Annotated in this window: 3 protein-coding genes; all 3 read left to right on the plus strand. The window is 75.1% G+C overall.

Annotated elements, in window-relative coordinates; genetic code table 11:
• Positions 1–45 precede the first annotated feature (45 nt).
• The 3 genes from GA0070560_RS17105 to GA0070560_RS17115 are packed head-to-tail and all read left to right on the plus strand — an operon-like array spanning position 46 to position 25501.
• Positions 46–10989, plus strand: a complete 10944-nt coding sequence (locus GA0070560_RS17105) for a type I polyketide synthase (protein WP_091298287.1) — start codon at positions 46–48, stop codon at positions 10987–10989.
• A gap of 36 nt (positions 10990–11025) precedes the next feature.
• Positions 11026–16017 (plus strand): type I polyketide synthase, encoded by a 4992-nt coding sequence (locus GA0070560_RS17110; protein WP_091298291.1) that lies wholly within the window; start codon positions 11026–11028, stop codon positions 16015–16017.
• A gap of 46 nt (positions 16018–16063) precedes the next feature.
• On the plus strand, positions 16064–25501 hold the full coding sequence (locus GA0070560_RS17115) for a type I polyketide synthase (protein ID WP_091298294.1): 9438 nt from the start codon (positions 16064–16066) through the stop codon (positions 25499–25501).
• Positions 25502–25513 lie beyond the last annotated feature (12 nt).

Below are 25513 nucleotides of genomic sequence, written 5' to 3' on the forward strand. Positions count from 1 at the left end.
TGATCGCTGCTGGGTCGACGGGTCAACACAAGGAGTGGGCGGTCCATGGCTGACGAGGCGAAACTTCTCGACTACCTCAAGCGGGTCACCGCCGACCTGCACCAGGTGCGCCAGCGCCTGCGCGAGGTCGAGGCCGGTGAGCAGGAGCCGGTCGCCATCGTCAGCATGAGCTGCCGCTTCCCCGGCGGGGTGCGCTCACCGGAGGACCTGTGGGAGGTGGTCGCGTCCGGCCGGGACGTGGTCTCCGACTTCCCGGACGACCGGGGCTGGGACCTGGGCTCGCTGTACGACAGCGATCCGGAGCAGGCCGGCACGTCGTACACCCGGCAGGGCGGTTTCGTCCACGACCTGGCGGACTTCGACCCGGGGTTCTTCGCGATCTCCCCCCGCGAGGCGCTCGCCATGGACCCGCAGCAGCGGTGGCTGCTGGAGACCTCGTGGGAGGCCTTCGAGCGGGCCGGCATCGACCCGCACTCGCTGCGCGGCAGCCGCACCGGCGTCTTCGCCGGCAGCACCGGCCAGGACTACGGCGGCGTGCTGATGGGCGCCGCGCAGGGCCTCGAGGGGCACCTGATGACCGGCAACGCCGGCAGCGTCGTCTCCGGCCGCATCTCCTACACCTTCGGCCTGGAAGGCCCGGCGGTCACCGTCGACACCGCCTGCTCGTCGTCGCTGGTCGCCCTGCACCTCGCCGGGCAGGCGCTGCGGCAGCGGGAGTGCACCCTGGCGGTGGTCGCCGGGGTCACCGCCATGTGCACCCCGGCCGCGTTCGTCGAGTTCTCCCGGCAGCGGGGCCTCGCCGCCGACGGCCGGTGCAAGGCGTTTGCCGCCGCCGCCGACGGCACCGGCTGGTCCGAGGGCGTCGGCGTCCTGCTGCTGGAGCGGCTCTCCGACGCCCAGCGCAACGGCCACCCGATCCTCGCCGTGGTCCGGGGCAGCGCCGTCAACCAGGACGGCGCGTCCAACGGCCTGAGCGCCCCGAACGGCCCGTCGCAGCAGCGCGTGATCCAGCAGGCCCTGGCCAATGCCGGTCTCGCCGCCGGCGGCGTGGACGTGGTCGAGGCGCACGGCACCGGCACCCGGCTCGGCGACCCGATCGAGGCGCAGGCACTGCTCGCCACGTACGGGCAGGACCGGGGGTCGGCGGCGCCGCTGCTGCTCGGCTCGGTCAAGTCGAACCTCGGGCACGCGCAGGCCGCCGCCGGGGTCGCCGGTGTGATCAAGATGGTGATGGCGATGCGGCACGGCGTCGTGCCGCCCACCCTGCACGTGGACGCCCCGACGCCCCAGGTCGACTGGGAGGCGGGCGCGGTCGAACTGGTCACCGAGGCGACGCCGTGGCCGGCGGTGGACCGGCCGCGTCGTTCGGCGGTGTCGTCGTTCGGCGTGTCCGGCACCAACGCGCACACCATCCTCGAACAGGCCCCCGCCCCCGAGCCCGTCCCGGCCGCCGCCGCGCCGACGGTCGAGCGGCCGGTCCTGCCCGTGACGGTGTCGGCACGCGACGCCGCCGCGCTCGCCGCCCAGGCCGGCCGCTGGGCGGACCGGCTGGACGCCGACGCCGACCTGCGCCCGCTCGACGTGGCGTTCTCGTCGGTCACCACCCGCTCGATGCTGGACAGCCGCGCGGTCGTGGCCGCCACCGGCCGTGACGACCTGCTGGCCGGGCTGCGGGCGCTGGCGGCGGGGGAGCCGTCCGGGGTGGTCACGGGTCAGGCCGGCGACCGGGGTCCGCTCGCGGTGCTCTTCTCCGGTCAGGGCGCGCAGCGTGCCGGCATGGGCCGGCAGTTGTACGGGTACTTCGAAGGGTTCGCCGCCGCGCTGGACGAGGTCTGCGCGCACCTGGACCCGCTGCTGCCGCAGCCGCTGAAGTCGGTGCTCTTCGCCGACGAGGGCACGCCCGAGGCCGAACTGCTGGACCAGACCGTCTTCACCCAGGCCGGCCTGTTCGCCGTCGAGGTGGCGCTGTTCCGCCTCGTCGAGTCGTTCGGCGTGGTCCCGGACTTCGTCGGCGGGCACTCGGTCGGGGAGATCACCGCCGCGCACGTGGCCGGGGTGCTGTCCCTGGCCGACGCCTGCGCCCTCGTCGCGGCCCGGGGCCGGCTGATGCAGGCGTTGCCGGTCGGCGGCGGGATGCTCGCCGTGGCCGCGCCGGAGGCCGAGGTGGCCGAGTCGATCACCGGGCTGACCGACCGGGTCGGCATCGCCGCCGTCAACGGGCCGACGTCCGTCGTCGTCTCCGGCGACGTGGCGGCGCTGGACGAGATCGCGCAGGTCTGGAAGGGGCGGGGTGTGCGTACCCGCCGGCTGGCGGTCAGTCACGCGTTCCACAGCCCGCTGATGGCGCCGATGCTCGACGAGTTCCGGGTGGTCCTCGACGGGCTGTCCTTCGCCGCGCCGCTGCTGCCGGTGGTGTCCAACCTGACCGGTGCGCTCGCCGACGCCGACGAGATCCGCACTGCCGACTACTGGGTGCGGCACGTCCGCGAGGCCGTCCGCTACGCCGACGGGATCACCGCGCTGCGGGCGGCGGGAGCCGACACGTTCCTGGAGATCGGTCCGCAGAGCGTGCTGACGGCGATGACCGCCGACGTGCTGCCCGACGACGAGGGTGTGCTCTCCGTCGCCGCCCAGCGCAAGGACCGTCCCGAGGTCGCCGCCCTGCTCGCCGGCCTGGCCGAGCTGCACGTGCACGGTGTCGCCGTCACCTGGCAGTCGTGGTTCGCCGGCACCGGCGCGCAGCGGGTCGACCTGCCCACGTACGCCTTCCAGCACCAGCGGTACTGGCCCGAGGCCGGCGCCGGGTGGACCGGCGACGTCACCGCCGTCGGCCTGCGTCCCGCGCAGCACCCCCTGCTCGGCGCCGCCGTCGGTGTCGCGCACGCGGAGGGGTTCCTGTTCACCGGGCGGCTGGCCCGGCGTACCCACCCGTGGATCTCCGACCATGTCGTCTTCGACACCGTGTTGCTGCCCGGCACCGGCTTCGTCGAACTCGCCCTCCAGGCCGGCGCGCACGTCGGCGCGGACCACGTCCGCGAACTGACCCTGGAATCGCCGCTGATCCTGCCCGAGACCGGCGGCGTCGACATCCAGCTCTGGATCGGCCCGGCCGACGAGACCGGCTGCCGGTCGGTCTCCCTGCACTCCGCACCCGACGGTGAACCCGCCGAGGGCGAGCGGGCCTGGATCCGCAACGCCAGCGGCGTGCTGGCCGGTGGGCCGGCGAGCCCGGGCGGGCCGCCCGGCTGGTCCGACCTGACCGCCTGGCCGCCCCCGGACGCCACCGAGGTCCCCACCGACGACCTCTACCTGAACCTCGCCGCCCAGGGCTACGACTACGGCCCGTCCTTCATCGCGCTGCGCTCCGCCTGGCGGCGCGGCGACGACCTCTTCGCCGAACTGGCCCTGCCGGAGACCCCGGCCGCCGAGGCCGGCGGGTACGGCCTGCACCCGGCGCTGCTCGACGCCGCCCTGCACACCCTCGGCCTGACCACCCCGACCGGCGAACCGTCCGGCGCGGACGTCCCACCCGGGTACGGCCGGCTGCCGTTCTCCTGGAACGACGTCGCCCTGCACGCGGCCGGCGCGGCGGCGGCCCGGGTCCGCGTCTCGCACACCGGCACCGACAGCGTCTCCCTGCTGCTCGCCGACGTCACCGGCGCGCCGATCATCTCCGTCGGCTCCCTCGTGCTGCGGCCGGTCTCCGCCGACCAGCTCCGGGTCGCCTCCGGCGGTGGCGCCGAGTCGCTGTACCGCATCGAGTGGACCCCGCTCGCCCTGCCCGCCGGCCCCTCGACCGCCGGCTGGGCGGTCGTCGGGGACGACGCCGGCCTCACCGACGCCGTCGCCGCCACCGGGACGGCCGTCGCGGCGTACCCGGACCTGGCGGCCCTGAGCACCGCGCTGGACGAGGGAACGGACCCGCCCGGCGCGCTGGTCGTGCCGTTGCTCGACCCGCCCGCGGCGGCCGACGTGCCCCGCGTCGTCGCCGAGGTGACCCACCGGGCGCTCGCCGTGCTCCAAGGTTTCCTCGCCGACGACCGGTACGCGACCTCCCGGCTGGTCGTGCTGACCCGGGGCGCGGTCGCCACCGACGCCGACGCCGACCTGACCGACCTGGCCGGAGCCGCGGTCATCGGCCTGGTCCGTTCCGCCCAGTCGGAGAACCCCGACCGGTTCGTGCTGGTCGACGTCGACGACGTGGCCGGCAGCGCCGCCGCGCTGGTCCCGGCCGTCGACACCGACGAGCCGCAGATCGTGATCCGCGCCGGTGTCGCCGCCGGTTCCCGGCTCACCCGGGTGCCGGCCCTGGCCGAGCCGCCCGCCGCCCCGTTCGACGGCGACGGGACCGTGCTGATCACCGGCGCCACCGGCACCCTCGGCCAGCTCATGAGCCGGCACCTGGTGACCGTGCACGGCGTGCGCCACCTGATCCTCACCAGCCGGCGTGGCCGCGCCGCCGGGGGAGTCGCCGAACTCTGCGCCGACCTGGAGGCGTTGGGCGCGACCGTCACGGTCGCCGCCTGCGACGTCGCTGACCGGGAGGCCCTGGCCGACCTGCTCGCCGGCATCCCCGCCGCGCACCCGCTGACCGCCGTCATCCACGCCGCCGGTGTCCGCGACGACGGCGTCATCTCCTCGCTCACCCCCGAGCGGATGGACGGGGTGCTGCGCCCGAAGGTCGACGCCGCCTGGAACCTGCACGAGCTGACCGCCGACCTCGACCTGAAGGCGTTCGTCTCGTACTCGTCGCTCGCCGCCACCGCCGGCGGCCCCGGGCAGGGCAACTACGCCGCCGCGAACGCCTTCCTCGACGGCCTGGCCCACCACCGCACCGCACGTGGTCTCGCCGCCCTCACCCTCGCCTGGGGTCTCTGGGCCGACCGCAGCGGCATGACCACCGAGCTGGACGACGTCCACCTCAACCGGATCTCCCGCTCCGGCGTCGCCGCCATGGAGGCCGAGGAGGGCCTGGCCCTCTTCGACGTCGCCTGCCGCACCCCCGCCGCCGCGCTGGTCCCGGCCCGCCTCGACCTCGCCGCGATGAAGGTGCAGTTCGCCGGCGGCAGCATTCCACCGCTGTACCGGGCGCTGATCCGGACCCCCGCCCGGGCAGCCGCCGCGGCGGCGACCACCGGCGCGTCCCTCGTCGGGCAGCTCGCCGCGCTCGGCGACGCCGACCGGCTCGCCGCGCTGGTGGAGATCGTGCGCGGGCAGGCCGCCGCCGTGCTCGGCTACCCCGACCCGGCCGCGATCGAGCCGCGCCGGGCGTTCAGCGAGTTCGGCTTCGACTCGCTCACCGCCGTCGAGATGCGCAACCGGCTCAACAACGCGTTCGGGATGCAACTGCCGGCCACCCTCGTCTTCGACTACCCGACCCCGCACGACCTGGCCGCGTTCCTCGGCACCGAGATCGCCGGCGCCCCCGTCCCGGTCCGACCCGTGACGACCACCGTCGCCGTCGGCGACGACGAACCCCTCGCCATCATCGGCATGGCCTGCCGGCTGCCCGGCGGCGTGTGGTCGCCGGACGACCTGTGGCGGCTCGTCGCCGACGGCGTCGACGCGATCACGGACCTGCCCACCGACCGGGGCTGGGACCTCGACTCGCTGTACAGCCCCGACCCCGACGCCAGCGGCACCTTCTACGCCCGGGGCGGTGGCTTCCTGCGCGGCGTCGACCGGTTCGACCCCGGGTTCTTCGGCATCAGCCCGCGCGAGGCGCTGGCGATGGACCCGCAGCAGCGGCTGCTGCTGGAGACCACCTGGGAGACCTTCGAGTCCGCCGGCATCGACCCGGCCACCGCACGGGGCAGCAGCACCGGCGTCTTCGTCGGCACCAGCGGCCAGGACTACGGCTCCCTGCTGGCGTACTCGCCGGAGGCCGCCGAGGGATACATGCTGACCGGGATGACCAGCAGCGTGATCTCCGGGCGGGTCGCGTACACGTTCGGCCTCGAAGGGCCGGCCGTCTCCCTCGACACCGCCTGCTCGTCGTCCCTGGTGGCCCTGCACTGGGCCGGCCAGGCGCTGCGCCGCGGCGAGTGCGACATGGCCCTGGCCGGCGGCGTGATGGTGATGGCCACCCCGACGGCCTTCGTCGAGTTCTCCCGCCAGCGTGGCCTCGCCTCCGACGGCCGGTGCAAGTCCTTCGCCGCCTCGGCGGACGGCACCGGCTGGTCCGAGGGAGTGGGCATGCTGCTCGTGCAGCGGCTCAGCGACGCCCGCCGGCAGGGTCGCCAGATCCTCGCGGTGGTCCGCGGCTCGGCGATCAACTCCGACGGCGCGTCCAACGGGCTGACCGCCCCGAACGGTCCCTCCCAGCAGCGGGTGATCCGGCAGGCCCTCGCCTCCGCGCGGCTGTCCACCATGGACGTCGACGTGGTCGAGGCGCACGGCACCGGCACCACCCTCGGCGACCCGATCGAGGCGCAGGCCCTGCTCGCCACGTACGGACAGGACCGGCCCGCCGACCGGCCGCTGCTGCTCGGCTCGATCAAGTCGAACATCGGGCACGCGCAGGCGGCGGCCGGTGTGGCCGGCGTGATCAAGATGGTGCAGGCGATGCGGCACGGGGTCGTCCCGGCGACCCTGCACGTCGACGAGCCGTCGCCGCACATCGACTGGTCGGCCGGGGCGGTGGAACTGGCCACCGAGGCGCGGCCGTGGCCGCAGGTGGACCGGCCGCGTCGGGCAGCGGTCTCCTCGTTCGGCATCTCCGGCACCAACGCCCACGTCATCATCGAGCAGGCCGAGGAACCGGCCGTGCCGGCCCGCACCGACCTGCCCCCCGGCCTGGTCGAGGCGGACGTGACGGTGTGGCCGGTGTCCGCGCGGTCGAAGGCCGCGCTCGCCGGTCAGGCCGGCCGCCTGGCCGCGTACGTGCGCGAGCACGGCGACGTCGAGCCGGCGGCGGTGGCGTGGTCGCTGGCCACCCTCCGGTCGACGTTCGACCAGCGGGCGGCCGTGGTCGGGTCGACCGTCGAGGAGCTGCTGACCGGGCTGGACGCCCTGGCCGCCGGCACCCCGGCCGGCACCGTCGTCACCGGCCTGGCCTCCGGCCACGGCCCCGTGTTCGTGTTCCCGGGTCAGGGGGCGCAGTCGGCGGGGATGGCCGCCGGTCTGGTCGGTCGGACTCCGGTGTTCGACGCGAAGCTGGCCGAGTGTCAGCAGGCCCTGGCTCCCTACCTGGACGTCGATCTCGTCTCCGTGTTGACGGGTGACGACGAGTCGTGGCTGGAGCGCGTCGAGGTGGTGCAGCCGGTCCTCTGGGCTGTCGGCATCGCTCTCGCTGAGGTGTGGCAGCACGTGGGCGTCACTCCGCAGGTGGTGATCGGGCATTCGCAGGGTGAGATCGGAGCGGCGTGTGTCGCCGGGATCCTGACCTTGGAGGATGCGGCGAAGACGGTGGCGTTGCGGTCGCGGGCGTTGGCGGTGTTGCGGGGTACGGGCACGATGGCCTCGATCGACCTGCCCGCCGACGCCGTCACCGAGCGACTCGCGGCCTTCGAGGGCGTCGGTGTGGCCGCCGTCAACGGCCCGTCGACCGTTGTGGTGTCGGGTCCGCCGCAGCCGGTGGCGGACCTGGTGGACGCCTGCCAGGCCGACGGGATCCGCGCAAGGTTGATCCCCGTCGACTACGCCTCCCACTCCGCCGCCGTCCAGGAGGTCGCCGAACAGCTTCGCGCCGATCTTGCGGACGTGCGCCCGCAGCCCGGCCACGTCCGTCTCGTCTCCACCCTGACGGGGGAGTGGGTCGACCCGGCCACGATGAGCGCCGACTACTGGTACGACAACCTGCGTCAGACCGTGCAGTTCGACCCGGCCGTCCGCGTGGCGGTCGCCGCCGGGCATCGTACGTTCGTGGAGATCAGCCCGCATCCGGTGTTGACGATGCCGGTGACGGCGATCCTGGATGACACCGACACCAGTGGGCACACGTTGGGCAGTCTGCGTCGGGGTGACGACGACGCGACCCGGTTGCTGACCAACCTGGCCACCGCGCACACCATCGGCCTGCCCGTCGACCTCACCCGGGTGCTCGCCGGCACCGACACCGTGCCGCTGCCCACCTACGCCTTCGAGCACCAGCGGTACTGGGTCGACCCGCCCGTGCACCGCAGCGGGGACGTCGCCTCCGCCGGCCTCCAGGACGCCGGCCACCCGCTGCTCAGCGCCACACTGACCTTCGCCGACAGCGAGCGGATGGTCTTCACCGGACGGCTGTCGGTGCGTACCCACCCGTGGCTCGGCGAGCACCGGGTGATGGACAACATCCTGCTGCCCGGCACCGCCTTCGTGGAACTGGCCACGTACGCCGGCGAGCAGGCCGGCTGCCCGAAGGTCGAGGAGCTGACCCTGCTCGCCCCGCTCGTCCTGCCCGAACTCGGCTCCCTCCAGGTCCAGCTCACGGTCGGCGAGCGCGACGACGACGGCCGCCGCGCCGTACAGCTCTACTCCCGCCCGTACCGGGACGGCTCCGACGAGATCCTCGCCGACGTCGCGTGGACCTGCCACGCCACCGGCCTGGTCGCCCCGCAGCAGACCGACGCGCCCGCCTTCGACCTCGGGGTGTGGCCGCCGCCCGGCGCGACCCGCGTCGAGTCCGACGACTTCTACTCCGGCATCGAGGCCACCGTCTTCGGTTACGGCCCGGCGTTCCGTGGCCTGCGCGCCGCGTGGACCCGGGGCGACGAGGTCTTCGCCGAGGTGGAACTGCCCGCCGACCACCACGCCGAGGCGGGCCGCTTCGGCGTGCACCCGGCGCTGCTGGACGGCGCGTTGCAGGCCATGTCGATCGGCGGCTTCCTCGGCCGGATGGGGGACGGCGCCGACGCCACCGTCCCCCGCCTCCCGTTCGCCTGGACCGGGGTCTCCCTGCTCGCCGCCGGGGCCACCGCCCTGCGGGTCCGCGTCGCCGCGGCCGGCGAGGTCGGCGTCTCCTTCCAGGTGGCCGACGCCACCGGTGCGCCCGTGCTGCACGTCGACTCGCTGATCATGCGCCGGGTCTCCGGCGACTCCCTCGGCGCGGCCCGCTCCGGCCGGCACGAGTCGCTGTTCCAGGTGGACTGGCCGGCGTTGCCGGTGCCCACCGGCCCGGTGCCGGCGGCCACCCGCTGGGTGGTCCTCGGCGGCGACGATCTGAGCCTCAGCGGCGCCTGCGAGTCGGCCGGCGCGCGGGTGCGTACCGACGTCGACCTGGACTCCCTCGGTGACCTGCTGGCCGGCGGCGAACCCGCGCCCGAGGCGGTCATCGTCGCAGTCGGCGGCGGCGGGGACGACGCCGATCCGGCGCTCGCCGTCCAGGCGCGCGCCACGACGCACCGTACCCTCGCGGCGGTGCGGACCTGGCTCGCCGACGACCGGTTCGCCGGGTCCCGGCTGGTGCTGGTCACCCGCGACGCGGTCGCGGCCGGTGAGCAGCCGGTGGTCAACCTGCGCCAGGCCCCGGTCTGGGGCCTGCTGCGCACCGCCCAGCTCGAACACCCGGGCCGGTTGCAGCTCGTCGACTGCGACGACGCCCCGGACAGCGCCGCCGTACTGGCCGCCGCGATCGGCTCGGGGGAACCGCAGCTCGCGGTCCGCGCCGGGCAGGTGCGCACCCCGCGCCTCGGGCGGGTCCCGGCCGGCGTGGACCTGCTGCCCGGCGGCATCGACCCGGACGGCACCGTGCTGATCACCGGCGGCACCGGCGTGCTCGGTCGACTCCTGGCCCGGCACCTCGCCACCGCCCACGGCGTGCGGCACCTGCTGCTGGCCGGGCGACGCGGCGCGGCGGCCGACGGGATCGGCGACCTGGTGGCCGAACTCGCCGACGCCGGCACGCAGGTGACCGTCGCCGCCTGCGACGCCGCCGACCCGGATGCCCTGGCGGCGCTGCTCGCCGGGGTGCCCGAGGCGCACCCGCTGACCGCCGTGGTGCACGCGGCCGGCGTCCTCGACGACGGGGTGCTGGAGTCGATGACCCCCGACCGGATCGACGCGGTGGCGGTGCCGAAGATCGACGCGGCGTGGCACCTGCACCGGCTCACCGAGGGACACGACCTCGCCGCGTTCGTGCTGTTCTCCTCGGCGGCGGCGACGCTGGGCAGCGCCGGCCAGTCCAACTACGCGGCGGCCAACGCCTTCCTCGACGCCCTCGCCGCGCACCGGCGGGCCCGGGGTCTCGCCGGCATCTCCCTCGCCTGGGGCCTGTGGGAACAGGCCAGCGGCATGACCGGGCACCTCGCCGACGCCGACGTGCGGCGCATCGCCGAGCAGGGTGCGGCCGGGCTGGCCACCGGGCAGGCGCTGGACCTGTTCGATGCCGCGTGGCGGCTCGACGCGGCGGCCGTCGTCCCGATGCGACTGGACGTCGGCACGCTGCGCACGCAGGCCGAGTCCGGCGCCCTGGCCCCGATGCTGCGCGCCCTGGTCCGGGTGCCGTTGCGCCGTTCGGCCGACGCCGCCGGCACCCGCACCGGCGGGGTGCCGCTCGGCCAGCGGGTCGCCGGCCTGGCCGGCCCCGAACGGCTCAAGGTGGTGCTCGACGTGGTCCGGGCCAACATCGCCGCCGTCCTCGGCCACGCCGGCGCCGACGCGGTCGACCCGGGCCGGCTCTTCACCGACCTGGGCTTCGACTCGCTCACGGCGGTCGACCTGCGCAACCGGCTCAACGCCCTCTCCGGGCTGCGGCTGCCGGCGACGCTGGTCTTCGACTACCCGACCCCGACCGCCCTCGCCGAACGGCTGGCCGGTGAGATCGCCGCCGACGCGGCGCCCTCCACCCAGCCGCTCTTCCAGGGCATCGACACGGTGGAGAGCCTGCTCACCACCATCCCGCTCGATCCGGCGGCCCGGGACCGGTTCACCGCCCGCATGCAGGATCTGCTCGCCAAGGCGTCCGACCTCGCCGCCGGCCCCGCCTCGGACCAGGACCGGCCCGATCTCGAATCGGCCAGCGACGACGAGATCTTCGACTTCATCAGCAAAGAGTTTGGAATCTCCTGAGATGACCGACTTCCGGATCGAGGCAGGTGCGACCCGATGAGCGACGACAAGCTGCGGTACTTCCTCAAGCGGGTGACCGCCGACCTGCACGACACCAGGCGCAAGCTGCAGACCGTCGAGGCGCGCGACCAGGAACCCCTCGCGATCGTCTCGATGAGCTGCCGCTTCCCCGGCGGCGTCCGGTCCCCGGAGGACCTGTGGGACCTCGTCGCCGACGGCCGCGACGCCCTCACCGAGTTCCCGGCCGACCGGGGCTGGGACCTGGAGTCGCTCTATGACCCGGACCCCAACAAGCCGGGCAAGAGCTACACCCGCGTCGGCGGGTTCCTCGACGACGCCGGGGCGTTCGACCCGACCCTGTTCGGCATCTCGCCGCGTGAGGCCCTGGCGATGGACCCGCAGCAGCGGCTGCTGCTGGAGACGTCCTGGGAGGCCATCGAGCGGGCCGGCATCGACCCGCTGTCGCTGCGCGGCAGCTCCACCGGCGTCTTCGTCGGGCTGAGCACCTCCAACTACGGCATGGGTCTGCCGCACGTGCCCGAGGGCGTCGACATGTACCTCGGCACCGGTAACACCACCAGCGTGGCGTCCGGGCGGATCTCGTTCACCCTCGGCCTCAACGGCCCGGCCGTCACCGTCGACACCGCCTGCTCGTCCTCGCTGGTGGCGCTGCACCTGGCGGTGAACGCGCTGCGCCGCGGCGAGTGCGACCTGGCGATCGCCGGTGGCGTCACCGTCATGGCCACCCCCGGTGTCTTCGTCGTCTTCTCCCGGCAGCGCGGCATGTCCGTCGACGGCCGGTGCAAGGCGTTCGCGGCCGGCGCGGACGGCACCGGCTGGGGCGAGGGCGGCGGTGTGCTCGTCGTCGAACGGCTCGCCGACGCCGAACGCAACGGCCACCCGATCCTCGCCGTCATCCGGGGCAGCGCCCTCAACCAGGACGGCGCGTCCAACGGGCTCACCGCCCCGAACGGCCCCTCCCAGCAGCGGGTCATCCGGCAGGCCCTCGCCAACGCCCGGCTCGGCACCGCCGACGTCGACATGGTCGAGGCGCACGGCACCGGCACCACCCTCGGCGACCCGATCGAGGCGCAGGCGCTGATCGCCACGTACGGGCAGGACCGGCCCGCCGACCAGCCGCTCTGGCTCGGCTCGGTGAAGTCGAACATCGGCCACACCCAGAGCGCCGCCGGCGTCGCCGGCCTGGTCAAGATGGTGATGGCGCTGCGCAACGGCGTGATGCCGGAGACCCTGCACATCGACGAGCCCTCCCCGCACGTGGACTGGACCGCGGGGGCGGTGTCCCTGCTCACCGAGACCCGGCCGTGGCCGGAACTTGGGCGTCCCCGCCGCGGCGGCGTCTCCTCGTTCGGGGTCAGCGGCACCAACGCCCACGTGATCCTGGAGGAGTACCAGCCGCGCACCGCCGCCCCGGAGACCGTCGACGGGGAGGAGGTCCCCGAGGCCACCGTCGAGACCACCGACCGGCCCGGCCTGGTCGACGCGGACGTGACGGTGTGGCCGGTGTCGGCGCGGTCGAAGGCCGCGCTCGCCCAGCAGGCCGACCGGCTCGCCCGGCACGTGCGCGGGCACGGCGACGTCGAGCCGGCGGCGGTGGGCTGGTCGCTGGCCACCACCCGGTCGACGTTCGACCAGCGGGCGGCCGTGGTGGGTGGGACCACCGAGGACCTGCTGGCCGGGCTGGACGCCCTGGCCGCCGGCATCCCGGCCGGCAACCTCGTCACCGGCACGGTCACCGGCTCGTCCGCCGGACCCGTCTTCGTCTTCCCGGGCCAGGGCGCCCAGTCGGCGCGGATGGCCGCCGGGCTGGTCGGCCGGACTCCGGTGTTCGACGCGAAGCTGGCCGAGTGCCAGCAGGCGCTCGCGCCGTACCTGGATGTGGATCTCGTCTCGGTGCTCACCGGTGACGACGAGTCGTGGCTGGAACGGGTCGAGGTCGTGCAGCCGGTGCTGTGGGCCGTCGGCGTCGCCCTGGCGGCCGTCTGGCGGTCGGCCGGCGTCGTGCCGGACGCGGTGATCGGCCACTCGCAGGGCGAGATCGGCGCGGCCTGCGTCGCCGGGATCCTGACCGTGGAGGACGCGGCGAAGACGGTGGCCCTGCGGTCGCGGGCCCTGGCGGTGCTGCGCGGCACCGGCACGATGGCCTCGATCGACCTGCCCGCCGACGCGGTCGCCGAGCGGCTGCCCGCCTTCGAGGGCGTGGGCGTCGCCGCCGTCAACGGCCCGTCGACCGTGGTCGTGTCCGGGCCGCCGCAGCCGGTGGCCGACCTGGTCGACGCCTGCCAGGCCGACGGGATCCGCGCCCGGCTGATCCCGGTGGACTACGCCTCGCACTCCGCCGCCGTGCAGGAGGTCGCCGAACAGCTCCGCGCGGACCTGGCCGGCGTGACCCCGCAGAACGGCCACGTCCGGCTCGTCTCCACGCTGACCGGTGACTGGGTCGACCCGGCCACGATGACCGCCGACTACTGGTACGACAACCTGCGCCGGACCGTGCAGTTCGACGCCGCCGTCCGTACCGCGATCGCCGCCGGGCACAGCACGTTCGTCGAGATCAGCCCGCACCCGGTGCTGACCATGCCGGTGACCGGGATCCTGGACGACGCCGGGATCTCCGGCCACACCCTGGGCAGCCTGCGCCGGGGTGACGACGACCCGACCCGGCTGCTGACCAACCTGGCCACCGCCCACACCCTCGGCCTGCCCGTCGATCTCACGGCCGTGCTCGCCGCGACCGACACCGTGCCGCTGCCCACCTACGCCTTCGACCACCAGCGGTTCTGGCTGGACGGCAGCGGCGGCGTCGATTTGGAGACGCTGCTCCAGGCCGCGGCCGAACCCACCGACGCCTCCTTCTGGGCCGCCGTGGAACGCGGCGACCTGACCGCCCTCGCCGAGACCGTCGCCACCGAGGACACCCCAGCCGACCGGGCCCTCGACGTGCTGGCCCCCGCGCTGCCGCTGCTCACCTCGTGGCGCCGGCAGCGTCGCCGGCAGTCCGACATCGACCGGTGGCGCTACCAGGACACCTGGAAGCCGCTCACCGGGGTGGCCAACCGGGGCATGAGCGGCACCTGGCTCGTGGTCATGCCGACCGGCGACATCGTCGAGCCCTGGCAGGACGCCGCCGTGGCGGCGATCGCCGCCGCCGGCGCCACCGTCGTCCCGGTGCCCGTCTCCACCACCGACGCCGACCGGGAGCTGCTCGGCAAGCTGCTGCGCGAAGCTGTCGCCACCGCGCCCGGCCACGGCGACGAGGTCACCGAGGTGACCGGCGTGGTGTCCCTGCTCGCCTTCGACGAACTGGTCCACCCGCTGCACCCGTCCGTGCCCGGGGGCTTCGCCGCCACCGTCGCGCTCTTCCAGGCCCTCGGCGACGTCGGACTGCACGCGCCGATGTGGAGCGTCACCTCCGGCGCCGCCTCCGTCGGCCGCAGCGACCTGCTCCGCTCCCCGATCCAGTCGCTCGTCTGGGGCTTCGGCCGGGTCGCCGCGCTGGAGCACCCGCAGCGCTGGGGCGGCCTGGTCGACCTGCCCGAGGCCGTCGACGAGCGCTGCGCCGACCTGCTGGTCGCGGCCCTCACCGCCGCCGGCGAGGAGGACCAGATCGCGGTACGCCCCGGCGGCCTGCTGGCCCGCCGGCTCACCCGGGTACCGCTCGGCGACAGCCAGCCCGCGCACCCGTGGGAGCCCTTCGGCACCGCGCTGGTCACCGGCGGCACCGGCGCGCTCGGCGGGCACGCCGCCCGCTGGCTGGCCCGCAGCGGGGTGGAGAACATCGTCATCGTCAGCCGGCGCGGCATGGCCGCCCCCGGCGCGCAGCAGCTCGTCGACGAGCTCACCGAACTGGGCGCGCAGGCCACCGTCGTCGCCTGCGACGCCTCCGACCGGGACGCCCTGGCCGAGCTGATCGACGCGATCCCCGCCGAGTACCCGCTCACCACGGTCGTGCACGCCTGCGCCGTGCTCGACGACGCGATGATCAACGACATCCGGCTGGAGCAGATCGAACGGGTCCTCCAGGCCAAGGTCGACGTCGCGTACCACCTGCACGAGCTGACCCTCGACCTGGACCTCTCCGCGTTCGTCATGTTCTCGTCCTTCGCCGGCAGCGTGGCCAGCTCCGGTGTCGGCAACTACGCCCCCAGCAACGCCTTCCTCGACGCGCTCGCCCAGCACCGGCGCGGCCTCGGCCTGCCCGCCACCTCCATCGCCTGGGGCGCCTGGGCCGGCGGCGGCATGGCGGACGGTCCCCTCGGTGAGCTGCTGCACCGCCACGGCGTACCCGAGATGGCCCCCGAGGCGGCGATCACCGCCCTGCACCAGGCGGTCGACCACGGCGAGGCGTTCCTCACCATCGCCGACATCGCCTGGGAGAGGTTCCACGTCGCCTTCACCGCCACCCGGCCCGGGCCGCTGATCAGCGACCTGCCGGACGTCCGCCGGCTGCGCGCCACCGAGCGGGTCGCCGCCCCGGACGCCGGTGACAGCCCGGACACGTTGCAGGAGCGGCTGGCCGGGCTGCCCGCCGCCGAGCGGCTCGCCGTGCTGCTCGGCCTCGTCCGCGGCCAGGTCGCCGCCGTGCTCAACTACCCGTCCGCCGAGTCGGTGGACGAGCACCGGGCGTTCCGGGAACTGGGCTTCGACTCGGTCACCGCCGTCGAGCTGCGTAACCGGCTCGGCTCGGCCACCGGCGTGGCCCTGCCCGTCACCCTGGTCTTCGACTACCCGACCCCGACGACCCTGGCGGAGTACCTCTTCGCCGAGGTCGCCCACGACGACGTGGTCACGCCGACGGTCCTCCTCGACGACCTGGACCGGATCGCCGACAGCCTCGACGTGGTGGCCCGGGACGAGGCGGCGCGGGTGCGGGCCACCGTACGCCTGCAGGCGATGCTCTCCCGGCTCGGCCAGGACAGCGGCGGTGCCGCCATCGGCCGGCACCTCGACGACGCCACCGACGACGAGTTGTTCGCGATGGTGGACAAGGACCTCGGCATCTCCTGACCCCGCTCCGGCTCTCACCCGTCCCTCCCGAGGAAGCGGCACTTTGATGGCCAATGAAGACAAGCTCCGCGACTACCTCAAGCGGGTCATGGCGGATCTCCACGACACCCGCCGCCGGCTCAGCGAGGCGCAGTCCCAGGAACTGGAGCCGGTCGCGATCGTGGCGATGAGCTGCCGGCTGCCCGGCGGGGTACGCAACCCGGGAGACCTGTGGGAGCTGCTGCGCGACGGGCGCGACGCCGTCGCCCCGTTCCCCGACGACCGGGGTTGGGACCTGGAGCGGCTCTACCACCCCGACCCCGACCACCCCGGCACCTCGTACGCCCGCGAGGGCGGATTCGTCGACGGGGCCGGTGACTTCGACCCCGCGTTCTTCGGCATCTCGCCCCGCGAGGCGCTGACCATGGACCCGCAGCAGCGGCTGCTGCTGGAGACGTCCTGGGAGGCGGTCGAGGCCGCCGGCATCGACCCGGCGTCCCTGCGCGGCAGCCGGACCGGGGTGTTCGTCGGCACCAACGGGCAGGACTACGGCACCCTGCTGATGATGTCGCCGGACGGCGACGAGGGGCACTCGATGACCGGCGGCGCGGCGGCCGTCGCGTCGGGCCGGGTGTCGTACACCCTCGGCCTGGAGGGGCCGGCGGTGTCCATCGACACGGCCTGCTCCTCGTCGCTGGTGGCGTTGCACCTGGCGGTGCAGGCGTTGCGGGCGGGGGAGTGCGACCTGGCCCTGGCCGGTGGGGTGACCGTGATGGCCACCCCCGGGCTGTACATCGGGTCGAGCCGGCAGCGTGCCCTCTCGCCGGACGGGCGGTGCAGGTCGTTCGCCGCCGCCGCCGACGGCGCCGGGTTCTCCGAGGGCGTCGGCTGGCTGCTCGTCGAGCGACTCAGCGACGCCCGCCGCAACGGCCACCGGGTCCTGGCCGTGGTACGCGGCTCCGCCGTCAACCAGGACGGCGCGTCCAACGGGCTGACCGCCCCGAACGGTCCGTCCCAGCGCCGCGTCATCAGCCAGGCGCTCGCCTCGGCCCGGCTGTCCACGGTGGACGTGGACGTGGTCGAGGCGCACGGGACCGGTACGACGCTGGGCGACCCGATCGAGGCGCAGGCGCTGCTGGCCACGTACGGGCAGGACCGGGACGGCCACGAGCCGCTGCTGCTCGGCTCGATCAAGTCGAACATCGGCCACGCCCAGGCCGCCGCCGGGGTCGCCGGCGTGATCAAGGTGGTGCTCGCCATGCGGGAGGGCGTCGTCCCGGCGACGCTGCACGTGGACGAGCCGTCGCCGCACATCGACTGGTCGGCCGGGGCGGTGGAACTGGCCACCGAGGCGCGGCCGTGGCCGGAGACGGGACGTCCCCGGCGGGCCGCCGTCTCTTCCTTCGGCATCTCCGGCACCAACGCCCACGTCATCATCGAGCAGCCGGTGGAGCCCGACGACGCCCCGACTGAGGTGCGGTCCCCGGGGCTGGTCGACGCGGCGGTGTCGGTGTGGTCGGTGTCGGCGCGGTCGAAGGGTGCGCTTGCCGGTCAGGCCGCTCGGCTGGCGGTGTATGTGCGCGGGCAGGCCGAGGTGGATCCGGCTGCGGTCGGGTGGTCGTTGGCGACCACGCGGTCGGCGTTCGACCAGCGGGCGGTGGTGGTTGGGTCCAGCGTGGAGGAGTTGCTGTCGGGCCTGGACGCTGTCGCGGCGGGTCTGCCGGCGGGCAATGTGGTGTCCGGTGTCGCTGCGGCGCAGGGTGCCGGTCCGGTGTTCGTGTTCCCGGGTCAGGGTGCGCAGTCGGCGCGGATGGCGGCCGGTCTGATCGGTCGGACTCCGGTGTTCGACGCCAAGCTGGCCGAGTGTCAGCAGGCCCTCGCCCCGTACCTCGACGTGGATCTTGTCTCGGTGCTCACCGGCGATGACGAGTCGTGGTTGGAGCGGGTCGAGGTGGTGCAGCCGGTCCTGTGGGCCGTCGGCGTCGCTCTCGCCGCTGTTTGGCGGCACGTTGGTGTGACCCCGCAGGCGGTGATCGGTCACTCGCAGGGTGAGATCGGCGCTGCCTGCGTGGCGGGGATCCTCACCCTCGATGACGCGGCGAAGACGGTGGCGTTGCGGTCGCGGGCGTTGGCGGTGCTGCGCGGTACCGGCACGATGGCCTCGATCGACCTTGCCGTTGACGCCGTGACTGAGCGGTTGTCGGCGTTTGCCGGTGTCGGCGTGGCGGCGGTGAATGGTCCGTCGACGGTGGTGGTGTCGGGTCCGCCGCAGCCGGTGGCGGATCTGGTCGAGGCCTGTCAGGCCGACGGGATCCGCGCCCGTCTGATCCCGGTGGACTATGCCTCGCATTCGGCGGCGGTGCAGGAGGTCGCCGAGCAGCTCCGCTCTGATCTGGCGGATGTGACTCCGCAGTCGGGCCATACCCGGTTGGTCTCCACCCTGACGGGGGACTGGGTGGATCCGGGCACGATGAACGCGGACTACTGGTATGACAACCTGCGTCAGACCGTGCAGTTCGATGCGGCCGTCCGCACCGCGATCGCCGCCGGGCACACCACGTTCGTGGAGATCAGCCCGCACCCGGTGCTCACCATGCCGGTGACGGCGATCCTGGATGACACCGACACCAGCGGGCACACGTTGGGCAGTCTGCGTCGGGGTGACGACGACGCGACCCGGTTGTTGACCAACCTGGCCACCGCGCACACCATCGGCCTGCCCGTCGACCTCAGCACGGTCCTGACCCGCACGCCGACCGTCGACCTGCCCACCTACGCCTTCGACCACCACCGGTACTGGCCCGCCCCGCCGCTGTTCCTCACCCAGGGCGACGACGAGCCGGACATCGACCGGTGGCGCTACCGGATCACCTGGCCGGCCCTGCCCGACCTGCCGCTGAACGGACTCGACGGGACCTGGCTGGTCCCGGTCCCCGCCGGCCTGGCCGACGACTCGCTGGTCGCCGAGGTGCTCGACGCGCTCGGCAGCGTCGGCGCGGACGTCGTACCCGTCGAGATGGACCCGACGGCCGACCCGGCGACCCTGGCCGAGCTGCTGCGCGCCGCGCTCCCCGCCGACGGCGGACCCGCCACGGTGCTGTCGCTGCTCGGCCTGGACGAGCGGGCGCACCCCGACCACCCGGCCACCTCGCTCGGCGTCACCGGGACCGTCCTGCTCGTGCAGGCACTCGGCACGCTCGGCGTCGAGGCGCCGCTGTGGTGCGCCACCCGGCGGGCTGTCGCCGTCGACGCCGGGGACCCGCCGCCCACCCCGACCGCCGCCGCGGTCTGGGGCCTCGGCCGGGCCGTCGCCCTGGAACACCCCGCCCGCTGGGGCGGCCTGGTCGACCTGCCCGACACCCTCGACCCGTGGACCGGCATGCGGCTCTGCGCGGCGCTCGGCGACACCGGCGGCGAGGACCAGCTCGCCGTCCGAGAGTCCGGCGTCCACGCCCGCCGGCTCACCCGGATCACCGACCCCGAGCCGACCCCGTCCGACGACGAGGGCGACGACGGCTGGCGGATGCGCGGCACCGTCCTGATCACCGGCGGCACCGGTGGCCTCGGCGGGCACCTGGCCCGCTGGGCGGCCCGCCGTGGCGCGGCGCACGTACTGCTGGCCAGCCGGCGCGGCCCGGACGCCCCCGGCGCCGCCGAGCTGGAGGCGGAGCTGACCGACCTCGGCGTACGGGTCACCGTGGCGCGCTGCGACGTCACTGACCGTACGCAGGTCGCCGCCCTGCTCGCCGCCGCGCCCGACGACGCGCCGGTGACCGCCGTGCTGCACACCGCCGCCGTCCTCGACGACGGCATCGTGGACACCGCCACCGCGCAGCGCCTGCACACCGTCGCCGCCCCCAAGTGCGCCGCCGCCGTCCACCTGGACGAGCTGACCCGTGACCTCGACCTCGACGCCTTCGTGCTGTTCTCCTCGGTCGCCGGCACCACCGGCAACGCCGGCCAGGGCGCGTACGGGGCGGCGAACGCCTTCCTCGACGCCCTCGCCGAGCGCCGCCGGGCCGAGGGCCTGCCGGCGCTGTCCGTGGCGTGGGGCGCGTGGCGCGGGGCCGGGCTGCCCGCCGACAACGAGCGCGCCCAGCAGCGGCTGCGCCGCGGCGGCATGGTCGGCATGGACCCGGACCTGGCCGTCGAGGCCCTCGCCCGGGCGCTGCGCCGGGGCGAGGCCACCACGCTGATCGCGGACATCGACTGGGCCCGGTTCGCCCCCGCGTTCACCCTGGTCCGGCCCAGCCCACTCCTCGCCGACCTCGCCGAGGTACGCGAGGCCGCCCGTCAGGTCGCCGAGGAGGCCGCCGAGCAGGAGGCGGACACTCCGTCCGCGCTGGCCCGCCGGCTCGTCGGGCTCTCCCCGGCGGAACGCTCCGCGACGCTGCTGGAGCTGGTCCGCCAGTGCGCGGCGACCGCGCTCGGCTACGGCGCGGCCGACGACGTCCCGGCCGACCGGCCGTTCCGCGACCTCGGGCTGGACTCGCTCACCGCCGTGGACATGCGCAACTTCCTGGCCACCGCCACCGACCTGCGGCTGCCGGCGACCCTCGCGTTCGACTACCCGAACCCGACGGTGCTCGCCGCGCACCTCGGTGAACTGCTCACCGGCGCCGCCCCGGACACGGCCGCCCCCGCCCCGGCCCCCGCCGTCGTCGACGACGAGCCGATCGCCATCGTCGCGATGAGCTGCCGCCTGCCCGGCGGCGCGGACAACCCGGAGCAGCTGTGGCAGCTGCTCGCCGCCGGCGGCGACGCAATGGGTGAGTTCCCCACCGACCGGGGCTGGGACCTCGACCGGCTCTTCGACTCCGACCCGGAGCACGAGGGCACCAGCTACGCCCGGGAGGGTGGCTTCGTCACCGGAGTCGCCGACTTCGACCCCGGCTTCTTCGGCATCAGCCCGCGCGAGGCCCTGGCCATGGACCCGCAGCAGCGGCTGCTGCTGGAGGCGTCCTGGGAGGCGATCGAGCGGGCCGGAATCGACCCGCAGGCGCTGCGCGGCAGCCCCACCGGTGTCTTCGTCGGCACCAACTACCAGGACTACCGCAACCTCATGTTCAGCGCCGAAGGCGCCGAGGGGCACCTGATGACCGGCAACGCCGGCAGCGTGCTCTCCGGTCGGGTGTCGTACACGCTCGGGCTGGAAGGGCCCGCCGTGTCGGTGGACACCGCCTGCTCCTCGTCGCTGGTGGCGCTGCACTGGGCCTGCCAGGCGCTGCGCCGGGCGGAGTGCTCCCTCGCCCTCGTCGGCGGCGTCACCGTGATGTCCACCCCCGGGGTGTTCGTCGGCTTCAGCCGGCAGCGAGGGCTGGCCCCGGACAGCCGGGTCAAGGCGTTCGCGTCCGCCGCCGACGGCACGAGCTGGGGCGAGGGCCTCGGTGTGCTGCTTGTCGAACGGCTCTCCGACGCCCGCCGCAACGGCCACCCCGTACTCGCCGTGGTCCGGGGCAGCGCCCTCAACCAGGACGGCGCGTCCAACGGCCTCACCGCCCCCAACGGTCCCGCCCAGCAGCGGGTGATCCGGCAGGCGCTCGCCAACGCCGGCCTCACCGCCGCCGACGTGGACGCCGTCGAGGCGCACGGCACCGGCACCCGGCTCGGCGACCCGATCGAGGCGCAGGCGCTGCTCGCCACGTACGGACAGGACCGGGCGGACGGCGCGCCGCTGCTGCTCGGCTCGGTCAAGTCCAACATCGGCCACACCCAGGCCGCCGCCGGGGTCGCCGGGATCATCAAGATGGTCCTGGCCCTGCGCTACGGCTACCTCCCGCCGACCCTGCACGTCGACGAGCCGACCGACCAGGTGGACTGGAGCGTCGGCGCGGTCGAGCTGCTCACCGAGGGCCGGCCCTGGCCGGTGACCGGGCGTCCCCGCCGGGCCGCCGTGTCGTCGTTCGGGATCAGCGGCACCAACGCGCACACCATCCTGGAGCAGGCTCCCGACGAGCCCGCGCCGGCCGCACCGGCGGGGGACCCGGGCCGGCTGCCGGTGGTGCCGGTGCTGCTGTCGGCGCGTACCGCGACGGCGCTGGCCGCCCAGGCCGGCCCGTGGGCCGACCAGCTCACCGGACCGGAGGCTCCGCCGACCGTCGACGTCGGCTGGTCCTCCGTGGTGTCCCGGGCCGCCCTGGAGCACCGCGCCGTCGTCCTCGCCACCGACCGGATCGCGCTGCGCACCGGGCTGCGCGCCCTCGGCGCGGGTGAGGACTCGCCGCTGGTGGTCACCGGCACCGTCGCCTCCCGCCCGAAGGTGGCGTACCTGTTCTCCGGGCAGGGCGCGCAGCGGGCCGGGATGGGCCGCGAGCTGGCCGGGGCGTTCCCCGCCTTCGCCGCCGCCCTCGACGAGGTCTGCGCCGCCCTCGATGCGCACCTGCCCCGCCCGCTGAAGCCGGTGCTCTTCGCCGAGCCCGGCACCGACGACGCCGCCCTGCTGGACCGCACCGAGTTCACCCAGCCCGCGCTCTTCGCCGTCGAGGTGGCGCTGTTCCGGTTGCTGCAGGCGTGGGGGGTGCGCCCCGACGCCGTCGCCGGGCACTCCATCGGCGAGTTCGCCGCCGCCCACGCCGCCGGGATGCTCTCCCTGGCCGACGCCGCCGAACTGGTCGCCGCCCGGGGCCGGCTCATGCAGGCCCTGCCCGACGGCGGGGCGATGCTCGCCGTCGCCGCGACCGAGGCCGACGTCGTCGCCTCGCTCGGCGACCGGGCCGACCGGGTCTCCGTCGCCGCCGTCAACGGCCCCACCGCCGTCGTGCTCTCCGGAGCCGGCGACGCCGTCGAGGAACTGGCCGCCGAGTGGACCGCCCGCGGCGTGCGGGTCCGGCGGCTGACCGTCAGCCACGCCTTCCACAGTCCGCTGATGGACCCGGTCCTCGACGACCTCGCCGCCGTCGCCGGCCGGCTCGAGCACCGGGACCCGGACGTGCCGATGGTCTCCACCGTCACCGGCGGGCCGGTCGACGCCGCCGACCTCGGCGCCCCGACGTACTGGGTACGCCACGCCCGCGACGCCGTGCGCTTCGCCGACGCCGTCGCGGCCCTGCGCGAGCAGGGCTGCACCGGGTACGTCGAGATCGGCCCGGACGGCGTGCTCACCGCCCTCGCCCAGGCCGTCCTCGCCGACGGTGCCCCGGCCGGTGCCCGGCCCCCGCTGGTGGTGCCCACCCTGCGCCGCGAGCGGCCGGAGCCGGCCACCCTGCTGCGGGCCGTCGCCGCCCTGCACACGCACGGCGTCAGCCCGGACTGGTCCGCCCTGTACGAGGGCACCGGGGCCCAGCGCGTCGACCTGCCCACGTACGTGTTCGACCGGCAGCGGTACTGGCCGGAGCCGCCGGTCTGGGCCACCCTCCCCGCCGAGGACGACCGCACCGAGGTCGAGCGCCGGTTCTGGGCGGCCGTCGAGGCCGAGGACTTCGACTCCCTCGTGCACGAGCTGGAGGTGGACCGCGACCAGCCGTTCGGTACGGTGCTGCCGGCCCTGTCCGCGTGGCGGCGGCGTGGCCGGGAACGGTCGCTGGTGGACGCCAGCCGGTACCGGGAGATCTGGGAACCGCTCGCCGCCACCCCGGCGGCCCAGGAGCCCGGCCGCTGGCTGGTGCTGCTGCCCGCCGACCGGGCCGACGACCCCGACCTGGACTCCTGCACCTGGACCCTCGGCACGGACGTCACCACCGTGCCGGTCGACACCACCGCCGACCCCGACGAGCTCGGCGGGCAACTCGCCGACGTGCTCGGCGAGGCACTGGACGCGGGCGACGGCCCACTGTCGATCCTGTCCTTCCTCGGCCTGGACGACGCCCCGCACGCCGACCATCCGGCGCTGCCCCGGGGCCTCGCGGCGACCGTACGGCTGCTGCAGGAACTCGCCGACCTCGACGCGGCGGCCCGGTTGTGGTGCGTCACCCAGGGCGCGGTCGGCGTCGACGAGGACGACGCCCCGGTCAACCCCCGGCAGGCGGCGCTCTGGGGCCTGGGCCGGGTGGCCGCCCTGGAGCAGCCCACCCGCTGGGCCGGCCTGGTCGACCTGCCCGCCACGATCGAGAGCTGGACGGCGATGCGCCTCGGTGGCGTCGTCACCGGCGACGGCGCGGAGGACCAGGTCGCCGTCCGGGAGTCCGGCGTGCTGGTCCGGCGGCTCGCCCCCGCCGTGACCACCGGGGAGCCCGAGCCGTGGCAGCCCCGGGGCACCGTGCTGATCACCGGCGGGGCCGGGGCGCTCGGCGGGCATGTCGCCCGCTGGGTGGCCGGCGCCGGCGCCGAGCGGGTGGTGCTCACCAGCCGGCGCGGCGCCGACACCCCCGGCGCGGCGGAGCTGCTGGCCGAGCTGACCGCCCTCGGGGTGGACTGCCACGTCGCCCGGTGCGACGCCGCAGACCGGGCCGCCATGGCCGACCTGGTCACCGAGCTGCGACGGGAGGGCCCGCCGCTGCGTGCGGTGGTGCACGCCGCCGGGGTCAGCGAGGTCGTGCCGCTGGCCGAGACGACGCTGGAGGACCTGGCGTACGTCGTCGCCCCGAAGCTGGTCGGCGCGGAGCTGCTCGACGAGCTGCTCGACGGCGTCGAGCTGGACGCGTTCGTGCTCTTCTCGTCGATCGCGGCGGTGTGGGGCAGCGGCGGGCAGGGCGCGTACGCCGCCGGCAACGCCTACCTGGACGCGTTCGCGCAGTGGCGGCGCGGCCGGGGTCTGCCGGCCACCTCGGTGGCCTGGGGGCCGTGGACCGAGTCGGGCATGTTCACCGACGGCGCGCCGGAGCAACTGCGCCGCCGGGGCCTGCGGGTGATGCCGCCGGGCGTGGCGATGGCCGGACTGCGGCACGCCGTCGCCGCTCAGGACACCTGCGTCACCGTCGCCGACGTGGACTGGGCCACCTTCCACCAGCTGTTCACCGCGCTGCGGCCCAGCCCGCTGCTGGCCGACCTGCCGGCCGTGCGGGCGCTGACCGCCCCCGTCGCGGCGCCGGAGCCGTCCGCGCCGGCCGGTCGGGACCTGCTGGCCGGGCTGCGGGCGCTGCCCGGCGAGGAGCGGCGGGCCGCGGTGCTGGAGATGGTCCGGGTGGACGCGGCGAAGGTGCTCGGGCACTCCTCCGGCGACGCGATCGAGACCGACCGGGGCTTCCTCGACCTCGGCTTCGACTCGCTGACCGCCGTGGAGCTGCGCAACCTGCTCACCGCGGCGACCGGGCACGAGCTGCCCACCACGGTCGTCTTCGACTACCCGACCCCGGCCGGTCTCGCCGACCACCTGTACACGGAGCTCTTCGGCGACGCCGACGTCGCCGACGGCGACGAGGAGCAGGTCCGCCGGGTCCTCGCCGCGATCCCGCTGGACCAGCTGCGCCAGGCCGGCCTGCTCGACCAGCTGCTCCAGCTGGCCGGCACGGTCACCGGCCCGGCCACCCCACCGGTGGCCGCCGTCGCGACCACGGCGCCGGAGGCGGAGATCAGCGAACTCGACGTCGCCGGCCTGGTCCGGATGGCCCTCGAAGGCACCGACTCGTGACCCGGCCGGCCG

This window comes from Micromonospora halophytica, assembly GCF_900090245.1.
In the GTDB taxonomy this organism is placed as follows: domain Bacteria; phylum Actinomycetota; class Actinomycetes; order Mycobacteriales; family Micromonosporaceae; genus Micromonospora; species Micromonospora halophytica.